Genomic DNA, 12558 nt, shown 5'->3' with positions numbered 1-12558 from the left:
GCTTTGCCACAGGACGAGCCCCCGATGGAATTTCGTTCGATGCGGCTCGACGACATCCCGGCGATATGCGAAATCGAAGAAGAAGCCTTCACGACGCCTTGGACCGAAGGCGCTTTTCGCAATGAATTGACGAACAACCAGTTTGCCCACTACATCGTGCTGGAAAGCGGCAGCAGCATTGCCGGATACGGCGGCATGTGGCTGATCATGGAAGAGGCGCATGTGACGAATATTGCCATTCGCGCTCCTTATCGCGGCCGCAAGCTTGGCGAGCGGCTGATACGCGAGCTGATGCGCACCGCGGTATTTTTGGGCGCAATCCGCATGACACTGGAGGTACGGGCCTCTAACTATATCGCGCAAAACCTGTATGAAAAAATGGGCTTCCGCTCGGTCGGCGTGCGCCGCGGCTATTATACCGATAACCGCGAGGATGCAATCATTATGTGGGCCGAGCTGCCGAAACGAACAAGGAGCAGTCACGAATCTTCGTGACGTGAAAGACGCCATGACCAAACCGTTACATGATCTTGAAGCGCATCACCTTCCGGCCGGCGATCGGCCGATTTATATAATGGCGATTGAAACCAGCTGCGACGAAACGTCGGTGGCGATTGTCGAGAACGGCGGAGCGATCCGCGCCAATGTCGTCTCCAGCCAGATCGAAACGCATCAGCGCTTCGGCGGCGTTGTACCGGAGGTCGCATCGCGCAAGCATGTGGAGTCGATCACCTGGATACTGCAGGAGGCTGTAGAGGAGGCGGGGATCGGCTTGGGTGAGCTGTCTGCCGTCGCTGTGACGCAAGGGCCGGGTCTGGTCGGCTCGCTGCTCGTCGGCGTCGTTGCCGGCAAAGCGCTGGCGTGCGCGCTGGAGCTGCCGCTGATCGGCGTACACCACATTGCCGGGCATATTTATGCCAATCAGCTGGAGCATCCGCTCGAATACCCGCTGATCGCGCTCGTCGTATCCGGCGGCCATACCGAGCTTGTGCATATGGAGGGCCCGGGTTCTTTTCGCATCATCGGACGTACCCGTGACGACGCTGCCGGCGAAGCCTATGATAAGGTGGCGCGCGCGATGGGCCTGCCTTATCCGGGCGGTCCGCATGTCGACCGATTGGCGCAGGAGGCGGAGCACGAAATCGTCATGCCCCGGGCGTGGCTGGAGCCCGATTCTTACGATTTCAGCTTCAGCGGGCTGAAGTCTGCTGTGCTGAACGTCGTCAACCAGTCCAAAATGCGCGGCGAAGCGCTGCAAACCGCTCAAATCGCCAAAGGCTTTCAAGAGTCGGTCATCGATGTGCTCGTTGAAAAAGCCAGCCGCGCCGTTCGTGAATTCGGTGCAAAGCAGCTGCTGCTGGCCGGCGGCGTTGCCGCCAACCGCGGTCTGCGCAGCCGTCTGGCCGCGCGTTGTCAGGAGCTGGGCGTGCCGCTGCTCGTGCCGCCGCTGAGCTTGTGTACGGACAATGCGGCAATGATTGCGGCCGCTGCCTTTCTCAAGTGGGACAAGCGGGAATTTGCCGATTTGGACCTGAAGGCCGAGCCGCTGCTCAAGCTGGAGGAATGGTAAGCGCACGGGTCTGACAACCGCCGTACGTCCGGCACCGCGCTCCGGGAGTCGCGCGCAGTGCGGAAAGCCGCACGTCTGCTGCCGCGGATTGCCGGTTATGCGCCATATGGAAGTGATGCATAACGCAAAAAAATTTTCTCCAACATGCATTGACTTCGCTTGAAGCGCATATTATAATCAGCATCAATATCTCAAACGCAATGAACGGGACCAGTAAGGAAGATCCATTTCGCTCAGAGAGCTGCGGGTTGGTGCGACGCAGCCGAAAGGACGCCTGAACTCACCCGGGAGCGGCGAAGCCGATCGCAGCAGTTCGCATTTTTGCGGCAGCAGGCAGCAGGCTTTGACGGTTCACCACCGTGATCGGGTGTTGAGGGGATTCGGGCGTTGGCTCGGATCAACAAGAGTGGTACCGCGGAAGGCTACAGCCTGTCGTCTCTTATTTGCAGAGACGGCGGGCTTTTTTTGATGATTGGGCGGATCGTGCGCGTCGTAAGGCGCCAAAACGCGCATGCCGATACCAAACAGCTTCCCGGTCCGACTGACACTTCTATCCATGTACGACGTACATTTGACAAGCGAAATTTATAGAGCAAACGCGATGAACAAGAGTAGTAAGGGCAACAGCCGGTACAGAAAGCTGCGGGACGATGCGACGCAGACCGTAACCTGCCCCGAACTCGCTTGGAAGCGGCGAAGCTGAGCGGCCTGAACGGGCCGATAGGCAGCGACGGGTAGCCCCCGTGATCGGGCGGCGTCGGTCGGATTCAATCGGCCGCGCCTCAAGGTGGGCTCCTGCGGGAGCCAACAAGAGTGGTACCGCGATGGCTTAAACCCGTCGTCTCTTAGCGAGACGGCGGGTTTTTTGTTGTTGCCGCGCGTTCGCGCAGCGTGCTTGATCCGCTAAAAGCGTCCGCCTGCTGCCGCAGCCTGTACCCGCAACGCACGCACCGCGCCCTTATGCGCCGGAGCTGCAGCTGCTTTTTATCCCAAAATTCACTTTCAGGAGGTTATTTCCATGACCATGAACAATAGCACATCGAATCGCCGTATCCGTATTTTTGACACAACCCTGCGCGATGGCGAGCAAGCGCCCGGCGCTTCGCTGTATCCCGAGGAAAAAATCCGCATTGCCCGCCAACTGGCCCGCATGGGCGTCGATACGATTGAGCCGGGCTTTCCGATCTCCAGCCCTGGCGATTTTCAAGCGGTTCAGCACATTTCCCGCGAGCTGCAAGGGATTGAGATTTGCGGCTTCGCCCGCGCGGTCCGGGAAGATATCGACGCTGCCGTCCAAGCGACGCAGGACGCGGCTTTCCGGCGGATTCACATGTTTCTCTCTTCGTCCGACATTCATCTGGACTTCCAGCTGCGCAAATCGCGTCAACAGGTTGTGGAGATGGCCCGCTCGATGGTAGCTTACGCCAAGCGGTTCGTCGATCGCGTTGAATTCTCACCGATGGATGCGACGCGCACGGGAGATGAATTTCTGTTCGAGGTGCTGGAAGCGGTCATTGCCGAAGGCGCCACGATCCTGAACATCCCGGATACCGTCGGCTATGCGCTGCCGGAAGAGTACGGGGCTATGTTCCGGCGGGTGCGGCAAAGCGTGCGCGGCGGCGATACCGTCGAGTACAGCGCGCACTGTCATAACGATCTGGGGCTGGCGGTCGCCAACAGCCTGGCGGCGATTGCTGCCGGTGTTACGCACGTGGAGGTAACTGTGAACGGCGTCGGGGAACGGGCCGGCAACTGCTCGCTGGAGGAGCTGGTCATGGCGATTGAAACGCGCAAGGCGACGATGGGCGTCGAAACCGGCATTGTGACCGGCGAGGTGTATAACACGAGCAAAATGGTCAGCCGCATCATGGGTTTCCCGATTGCCTACAACAAGCCGATCGTCGGCCGCAACGCCTTTCAGCACGAGGCTGGCATCCATCAGGACGGTCTGCTGAAAAACCGCAGCACCTACGAAATCATGGACCCCGACAAGCTGGGCATTCCGCGCTCCATGATTATTCTGGGCAAACACTCCGGCCGTCATGCGCTGAAGCATCGGATTGGCCAGTTCGGCGTGCAGCTGAATGCCGAGGAACTGGAATCGGTGTACACGCGCTTCAAGGAAAAAGCCGACGAGCTGAAGGTCGTCACCGACGATCAGCTGATGGGGCTGGTCGGAGCCACCGTCGACGGGCCAAGCGAGCCGTTTACGCTGACCCATGTGCAAGCAGTGAGCAGCAGCGACCGCAGCCGTATGGCCTCGGTAGCGGTTCGCGATAATCGCAGCGGAATCGAGCGTGTCTACTCGGGCACAGGCGAAGGACCGATCGAAGCGATCGTCAATGGTTTGAAGCAGGCCGTGCCGATGGAAGTGGAGTTTGTTGATCTGGAGCTGCATTCGCTGGCAATGGGAGCCAAAGCGACCGGCGAAGCCGAGGTCACGATTGCCGTGAACGGCGAAACGTTCAAAAATGCCGGCATGGATCAGGATGTGCTGGTCGCCGTGGCCAAAGCCTATATGTCAGCTTGCAATCAGGCAGCGCGCCGCTTCCATACAGATTCTTCAGTAGCTGTGCCGGGCGAGCCGGAGGCGTCGAAACACGCGGCAGCGCGGGAGTCGGAGCAGATGCGGGCACGCGTGTAGGAGCAGGGCTTTCAATAGACAATGGGGTGATGGATCCAGAGCAGCTGTCACTCCGATAAAGACAAACGGCGGAGCGCGCACTCAGTTGCAAGCCGAGTCGGCCCGATAGGCCGCAAAATGACAAACGGGCAGCAAGCAATAAGCCGGTGGAGGCGTAGATATCCGCCGGCTTTCTTTTATCCACATGGCCGTGCCATCCGCTGTCTATCACGCTGCTGCAGACAATAGCTCGAAGGCATGGATAACGCTGCTTCTTGGCGAATGAGGGAAGGAGCTAGGGCGATCGTGTCGAAAAACGGAGCTGCGTTGCGACATTTTGCCGCATTTTGGAGGGGGAACCAGCGCTGTGAGTAAAGTTATCCACATATCCTGTGTACAATGTGTATAAACCCTGAAAAGCCTGATAGGCGTGCAGTTATCGAACTGGAGAAAACAGGATAACTTTTTCACAGCGTATTGTGGACATTGTGGGCAAGTTTGTGGAAAAACGGTAAACCCGTTGATAACAGGGCCAATACTGCTGCGTTAGTATGTGGATAAAGCTGTGTATAAAAAAAATGTTAGAAAGCCTTTTCAACAAGCGTCGGGGCCGTTGTCGGAATTGCTTTTGCAAAGCGCGTCGAACGGTCGGAGAATGTGGCGGCTAGTCACAGGTCAGCCCGAAAAAACAACGATATGCGTGCAGCCCGCATCTTTTGTAAGTAAAAATGATTCGACATGGACTTGTCCACAGGCCCAATAATCCGTACAATTCCGGAAGGAAATGCGGGAGATCGTTTGCGGAAAAGACTTCTCTTTTTTTACAAATTCAGGTACAATGTAAGAATCGGTTGCGTGTCAAAAATATTGTTCTTTGGGCGGGTTCGCGTATGTGCAGTTGTTCAGGCTGCAGAGGTGTCGTATAACGATTACAGCAGAATGTTTGGGATCGTAGCTGCGCCTCTGCTGCTGCAAGTGCACGTTAGCCGGGAATTCGTATCCATGCATGGTGAAATAGCCCTGCGGGGCATATAAGGGAGATGGTCAGTTGTGTTTAGGAAAGCTCTCGCCGTGTCGGCGGCAGCAGCGGTAGCGTTAACCGGATTGAGCTTCACAAAAGCGGATGCCGCTCCGGGCAGCGATTTGCGAATGGTGCCGGTGATCGTGAACGGCCAGAAGGTCAAATTTCCGGATACGGAGCCGTATATCAACACAGACGGCCGAACGATGGTGCCGGTCCGGTTTGTTTCGGAGAAGCTGGGAGCGAATGTCGCTTGGGAAGCCGATACGAAGACAGCGGTCATTACCTATGGAAGCAAATCGATTCGCATGCCGATTGGCTCGCGTACGGTGACGGTGGACGGCAAGGCGACGGAACTGGATACCGCGGCGGAATTTACGGACGGCCGTACAATGGTGCCGCTGCGTTTTGTCAGCGAGGTGCTGGCATCGAAGGTGGAATGGGACGACGAAGCCCATTCGGTCAAGGTGACCGATGCGCAATATCAGGCCAAGATCGACGCCGGCGAGGTGGCGCTGGACCCTTGGGGACGGGAGTACAGCAAGAATTGGGATGCGGATTGGATGAAGTTGACGGATTTGGAGGGTACGGGGTTTTATGAGTTTTACGGGACCACTCAAAGCAGGAATTTCATAGAGACAGCTGCTTCTCAGTATGACTATAAATTTCTGGCCGATGCCTGGGGGAGCAAGATTCGTAACTGGTATGCCGCACAATTAAATGTCGATTACAGAACCATTAATGAAGATGTTTTCGTCAAGGCTTTTATGGATAATGCGAATGGCGCCGTTCAACAATGGTACGAGAAAGCACAAATGACGGAAGGTTTAAAAAAATATGTAGCTTGGGTTAAAGAAAATAAAGTTATCGCAAAAGGCTATGCGGACCCAGAGCTTTCTACAGTCTATAGAGGAGGAGACATGAACTGGGTACCTACTCATTTTAAGTTTATGATCCTTTCTGCTGAAGATACTGCACAAACGTTCCTAGATAATTGGGAGGTATCTCCAGCTGCTGATTCTTTCAAGCTCCAAAAGGGAGTGTGGTACGAAGGATATTCTTCCATTAGTATGAATACCAACGTGGCAAATAGTATATATGGCACTTCCTATGGTATTCGTCATCCGGAGAATATGTTTAGATCAGGTGAGTATTTTTACAATATTGTAACTAGCAAATAATATAAAGGCAGGTAAGGATCTAACAGGTGCTTGCCTGTCTATTTTTCAAAATATATTTGGATGAATAATCAACTGCAGACGAAGGAGGTATCTACGTGAAACAACTTTTTAGAATTGTTTTAGCTTTCATATTGCTGGTAATGGGAATTCCTATATATATTCCAATTCAGCACGCAGATGCTTTTACATCGACAATAAGTGATAAAGCTTACGAAACAGGTTCATGGTTTTCGGATGGTAAGTATGTTTTTGTTACTTGGGACAAGAAAGCTACTACAGGCATTAAGTATCGAACAGCTGGATTTATTATGAGACAAGACCCGACTTGTGAGGGGAATCAGTGTACTCCTTTGAAAGGGACGCCAAATGATTACATGTTTATTGAGAAAGGGTCTAATGGGATCGAAGCTTTAGATAGCGTAAACGAATGCTTATATATCCAAAATAACAATCACAAATATAATTCAAAGAGTTTGCCTGATATTGCGAAAGAAACCCGCTGTACGCTACCTGGAGATCCCGATGAAGTTTTAGTATCTAAATATGAGGCTAAAAAGAGTACTATCACCACCTTGATGAGCGGTAACCCTACATTTAAGAATTACAAAGATGGAGACATAGTTTACCTTAGTGCGATCTACGAAGTATATGGTAGTACAGCTAATAACGGAAAAAAGTATTATCAGCATCTTGACAGCGCTGATGGAAAAAAGGGCATATATGATGCGGAAACGTGGGGATGTAAAAATTCAGGTAGGGCTCCTTGCAATTTTCTCTCCAGGTATGACATGCCTATCGTATTCAAAGGCTCATATCCGATCTATGTACAAACGCTTCGAGAAGATACAAGGACAGGAATTGGTTCTCCTGCTACCAGGGAAATTATCAATACTAAACCCGACCCTGACTATGAAAATGGGAAATGGCCTGCCGGTAAGTATGATAAAGCAAACACCCAAGGAGGGACGGGCATTGTCCTTGACCCAGAGATCGTAAGCGGCGGGAAAACTTTTATTCTGAAGTGCTCTTACATAACAAGAGTAACGGACCCTGTAGCCAAAGATTGTTCTTCAGAAACTGAGGGACCGGAATGGGTGAAATTCGATAATTTTCCGATACGCAACCCGCAGGTCTACATAGGGGGAACCTATGTCATTGCACTATACACGCCAGTAGATAAAATAGAATGTCATTGCAAGCAGGCGGCAACCGTACCGAACAAGTCTGATTACGAGGGAGAAGTTCCCGTCGATAACACCAAGATAGGGAAGAAGGTTCCAGTACAAGTGGATCTACAGCAGTCAGATCCCGAGGTGAACAACTGGAAAAAATGGGTGAAGGGCAAGAGCAATTTCCAAATGAGGATCAGGTTATGGCGAACAGATACAGGGCTGAACAATACCGGCCAGCCGGCCATTTGGGAAGCGGTGGGGAAAGCTCCATCACCACAAGGCGGGGATTCGCCCGAGGTTTGGAATGATCTGACCGACTCTGGACAGCTTATCGATATGCTGGATGGCGGCTCACCAAGCAAAGCGCTTTATAATGACAATCTAATGGGATATCCGATTCCGGAAGGGGGGAAGGTTAGTTTCCGATACAACGCTTCCGTTTGGATACGAGCTAAGGATAGCACTGGAAACTGGGTAACTGTACAGTGTTCGTCGGATACAGCATCCACGGAGCTGAAGTGGTTTCGGCCCAAGAAACCCAAAAAAGATGTAGGCAGCTTTTTTAGTATTCCTAAGTATTTTTCAGAAATTAAAGAAGGCTCGCCGCAGCCGTTTGGAACCAGCTCGAATGAAACCTTCGACGCTATGTCGGGTATGCCGACTACCCGTAATTTATATTTCGCTTCCGGCGGCTCGGAGTTTATTGTCGATATTCAAGTAGAATATGTGCCCAAGGTTACACAAACGCGAACCTATAAATCGGAATTTTTTTCCGTTAAAGACGGATGGGCGCTACCTGTCATTGATGGACCCCAGTCCAAAACAGCGCCTCCAAAGCCTGCAGCCCGTAAAGTGACAGACGCTTGCGGGGCAACATATACAGAAAACGTATCTTCAACCAGCGGGCAATATGCCATTGGTACGGACAAGAACGGCAATACCATTTATGAAACCAGGTATGGATGGAAGCAAGAAGGACATTCTGATGGTCCCGTAGGCGGATATTCGGATAGTTGGACCCAGACTGTGACATTTGACTATATGAAGATTAATAAGGTAGCGGTCTGGAAATTGGAGAAGTCCAAAGTAAACGGCATGCAAAGGCTTGTGGGCACTGATGAAATTACCGCTTCCATCACGCAGGGAGACCCTACTTATTTTATGAATGTGGCAGGGGCCGATACGAGTGCCGCCGGCCGTTTGCGGTATTCGGTAGAGCCTGATCAGCACGATGCTGTTTATTGGAAGGAAGGCGATTCGGACAACTGTCATACGAATTCCGACGTCAGCGGTACGGTCAAGGAGAAAGAAATCTTCAAACAAAGACGTGAAACGACAGGCAATGTGACGGCAGTATCTGACTTTCTGATTCTGCAAACGTCATCTGGCGATCAGTCCGTGATGTATTTTGAGAAACCGTCGAATACGGCCAAAACGACGGATCAACTGGATGTTCCGGTATCTGACTTTAATACGATGTGGACCAACAATCCGCTGTCTGCTGCAAAATGGGATCAGCGGGAAACCATTAAGGTCGGTTCCTATAATGGCCAATATAGCTCTCCCGCAATCAAATATTCGGGGGCTGGGGGCGGCACCGTATCGACGATATTTGACAGTAAGCCCGCAGGGTTGAATCGAACGCCCAGACCGTCTTTAGCCTTCAGGCTCCAAGAAACGGGAAAAGACATACCGGACAATCTCAAGAACGGACAATATCAAACCGGAGTATCCAGTGTATTTTACAAACTGATGTTTACTCCCGTTAATAAAAATGGCGATCCTTTTCCCTATTCAACGGCAGTTGATCCTGAGTACCAACAAGTCGGTCAATCTTTCACCAGCACCTATTCTCCGCTGCACAACAAAGTCAACGATATCGTGATTCATGATCCGGTCTCAGTTGAAAATGCGATGGTGATTTCACTTCCCGGTCAGTTGGATCAGCGAACGCCGGAAACGAAGTTCATTGGAGGGAATCGGCAAGAGGGTGTGGCTGAGTATGAGAGAGTCCTTGATCCCGCATACAGGCAAAATATTATTCCCAATCCCGACGCCGAGATTGTCAATGAAGATACAACAGTAGCGGGGTGGAATACTTGGGTGCAGTCCGGTACTTCTTCCAATATGATATTCACCTCAAGAACGAAAGATATGTGGGTCATTTCGGGCGTATATTCATTTGAAGTGACCAGCTTGGCCAGCTCTGGAACAACGGGTGGATACTGGAAGGACATTCCGGTGAAGCCCAACACGCACTATAAGTTTGAAGCGGATATGAGCTGTCATCGATGTGCGGGTTATTTCTCTCTTGACTTATACAGCAGCGGCTATGGCTGGCAAGGCGGAGGGTTCGGGTCGTCAGACGTGAATACCAGCAACAGTGTGCAGCACAAAACGATCTCTTTTACAACTACAGCGGATACCGCTTATGTTCGCATTCACATGATCAAAGGAAGCAATACGGATGCAACGTCGTATGCAAGAGATTATCTGTTTGTGGACAATATGACGCTCAAAAATATGGATGTTCAGGAATTTGTCGCTGTTGCGCCTGTTTATGTAACGAAAGCTGTTAATAATCCGGATTATGTGGCCCCGACTTCCGGCAGCACCGATACGTACAACTATACCGGCACTGTTCAAACCTTCAAGGCAGCATTCAGCGGAACATTTACGATTGAAGTATGGGGGGCCGAAGGGGGGACAGGTTGTCAGAAAGGATGCAGCGGCGGCGGTGGCCGCGGCGGATATGCAAAAGGAAACATCACTTTGAATGCAGGAGACGTCCTGAATATTTACGTAGGCGGTCAAGGAGGCAGCAGCGGTGCTGCGGGCTGGAACGGAGGCGGCAGCGCTAATTCCTCGAATGGCGGAGGCGGAGGTGCTTCCGACGTACGTAAAGGAGGGAATGCGCTGAGCGACAGAATCATCGTCGCTGGCGGCGGAGGCGGCGGAGGCTCCGGAACATGGGGCGGCGCTGGCGGAGGCAGCAGCGGAGGCGATGGAGGAGGTACATCTGAAGTAGACGGCGGTACTGGGGGTACGCAGCTCACGGGTTATTCGCTGGGAAGCGGTGGCTCCGTTAGCGGAGATGCAAGTGCCGGGGGAGGCGGGTATTACGGCGGGCAAGGCGCTCAGTCGCATGGATGCAGCAATCCTAATGCATCTGGCGGAGGGGGCTCCGGTTACGTTGGTGGGGTGACCAGTCCTTCGTGGTCAACGGGGGTCAATTCCGGCAACGGAAAAGTAGTCATTACGTCACCGCCGACACCCGCTGTTGGGAGCCCTACGATCATCGTGTCCTCTTTGGCTGGCGGTTCGGACACAAATCCACCGTCTGAAGCTTACAAGCTCGAAACCAAGACACAAAATCCGATGACTCCTTCAGGTGGCTATACGCCCGGCAATTTCGTTTTACTTGATTACGGGTTTCAGGTGTACTTCCCGAATACCGGAGATTTCTATGGAAATGGACAATGGGGATGGGGGCAAACGACGGCTACAAGAGGAAAGGGCTTCGTAGGCTTGCCGCCGCAAGGTAACGGAGATGAAATGGACGTTACCGAGTGGACCAAAGAAAAGTACGTTAAATTTGGTTTTCATGTCATTTATAATGGAACTCTTTATAAAGCCGGTGACTGGATTCAGCTTCCTCTCAACAGTCCGACCGGAGATTGGAAATACGACTTTTATGTTCCGCTGGCGAACAGAGAAAAGATTAGCGCTCTCGTGGAATTCAAGAGCATTGCGATCAATGCTTCGTTCGAGGATAACGAATTGCCGACGAACAAAACAAGGTATGAGAACTATGCGGCCAAGCACAGTACGGTCAAAAAGTTCAATATCGATGTAGTGGGAAGAATCGGAAACATGGTGATCGAGGATACCGGTGACTACAGGTTCTCGAATTTCTTTAAGCAGCCGGTTGATCCTACGCAATGGTTGATCCCGAATGTAGTTAAAAAGGTGGACCCAAATCAGCAGAATTTAATTATCGGAGACAAAACCGATATCCGGGGAAATCCGGTGAGCAGCGTCACCCAATGGTTAAATACGTGGGGCTTGCTGACGCACATGCAGCAAAATCCCGTTGCCTTTCCGCTGCTTCCGGAAAATAACAATATTTCAGCACTGAAAAATCAGCCGCTGCGGATCGGTTATAAAGTATTTACAGACATCCAGACAATGGGGAACTATTATAGTGACCTTCAAGTGATCCCCTATTACTATCATTTGAATTTAACAACGAAGGAAATCACCAAGGTAGATATGTATATGGATGTGAACGGAACCTACAAGCTGATCAATAAGTTTGGCGGGACATCTTCAAGCGTCTATTTCAATCCCGTCAGGATGAATTGGGAGGAGGAAGTCGGCAGACGGAATGTGAAAGAAGCTGAGCTTGAGCAGACCGATCAGATTGCTAATCTATTTGCACAGTCCGGGGGAGATTCAGCCACGGGCAAAGCAGCCCAACCATTTGGCAACTATCAATACGGCTCCTCACAAATCATGAATCTGACTGGCAGGAACAGGACGTATGTCGGGCAAGATCAGACATATGGTTGGAACAAAAATCCGGGGAGCAAGCTGTCCTTGATGGAATACGGGATGCAGGCGCAAAGATGGCATTTTCAATTTGAGCTCCCGTCATCTGCCGTAGCCATTCCTAAAGACCAGCCTATTAAACAAGCTAATATTGATCAGCTGCGTACGAATACAAGTGTAATCTTGATGGCTGCTGATATTACGGCGTTTGGCGATACGTATTCCTTAAAGTATAAAGCTTCCGGTGAAAATGATCGGGTGACGATTGCCGGCGTATCTTGCGATATTTCAAGTATACCGTATCCGGTAGTAGCTGTATTTTCGGCCAATAAATCTTCGGCCAACGATTTGAGCGTGTCAGGAACACATTAAGGTACGCCATGAGTAGAGAGGCTCGCAAGTCTCTCTCTCATTTTTTCTATTTCGGGCGATGAGGAGCG

General features: G+C 51.7%; 5 protein-coding genes and 1 other annotated feature. All 5 genes read left to right on the top strand.

The features are described 5' to 3' along the window. Positions 1–24: 24 nt before the first annotated feature. The 5 genes from rimI to B5M42_RS25525 all read left to right on the top strand — a co-directional run bounded on the left by rimI (position 25) and on the right by B5M42_RS25525 (position 12490). Complete coding sequence (gene rimI, locus B5M42_RS11975; protein ID WP_134751334.1) at positions 25–495, top strand: ribosomal protein S18-alanine N-acetyltransferase; 471 nt, start codon at positions 25–27, stop codon at positions 493–495. A 13-nt stretch (positions 496–508) separates the two neighbouring features. Next, on the top strand, positions 509–1570 hold the full coding sequence (tsaD, locus tag B5M42_RS11970) for a tRNA (adenosine(37)-N6)-threonylcarbamoyltransferase complex transferase subunit TsaD (protein ID WP_134751337.1): 1062 nt from the start codon (positions 509–511) through the stop codon (positions 1568–1570). Positions 1571–1761: 191 nt separating this feature from the next. Further along, positions 1762–2013, top strand: a binding site (T-box leader). Between the two features lie 575 nt (positions 2014–2588). Then, positions 2589–4214: a 2-isopropylmalate synthase gene (locus tag B5M42_RS11965; RefSeq protein WP_134751341.1), complete on the top strand. Its 1626-nt coding sequence runs from the start codon at positions 2589–2591 to the stop codon at positions 4212–4214. A gap of 1029 nt (positions 4215–5243) precedes the next feature. After that, positions 5244–6395: a copper amine oxidase N-terminal domain-containing protein gene (locus B5M42_RS11960; protein ID WP_134751343.1), complete on the top strand. Its 1152-nt coding sequence runs from the start codon at positions 5244–5246 to the stop codon at positions 6393–6395. Between the two features lie 95 nt (positions 6396–6490). Then, positions 6491–12490, top strand: coding sequence for a glycine-rich protein (locus B5M42_RS25525; protein WP_134751345.1), 6000 nt, complete (start codon positions 6491–6493; stop codon positions 12488–12490). Positions 12491–12558: the final 68 nt, after the last annotated feature.

The organism is Paenibacillus athensensis (assembly GCF_004514475.2).
Lineage (GTDB): Bacteria > Bacillota > Bacilli > Paenibacillales > NBRC-103111 > Paenibacillus_AL > Paenibacillus_AL athensensis.
The sequence above is the reverse complement of the archived record's forward strand: the minus strand, read 5'-3'. Positions and strand labels throughout refer to the sequence as shown.

What these genes read in the sequence shown, in the direction of transcription:
- B5M42_RS11965 (WP_134751341.1), top strand. Translation starts at nt 2,589, where the DNA reads ATGACCATGAACAATAGCACATCGAATCGCCGTATCCGTATTTTTGAC.
- rimI (WP_134751334.1), top strand. Translation starts at nt 25, where the DNA reads ATGGAATTTCGTTCGATGCGGCTCGACGACATCCCGGCGATATGCGAA.
- tsaD (WP_134751337.1), top strand. Translation starts at nt 509, where the DNA reads ATGACCAAACCGTTACATGATCTTGAAGCGCATCACCTTCCGGCCGGC.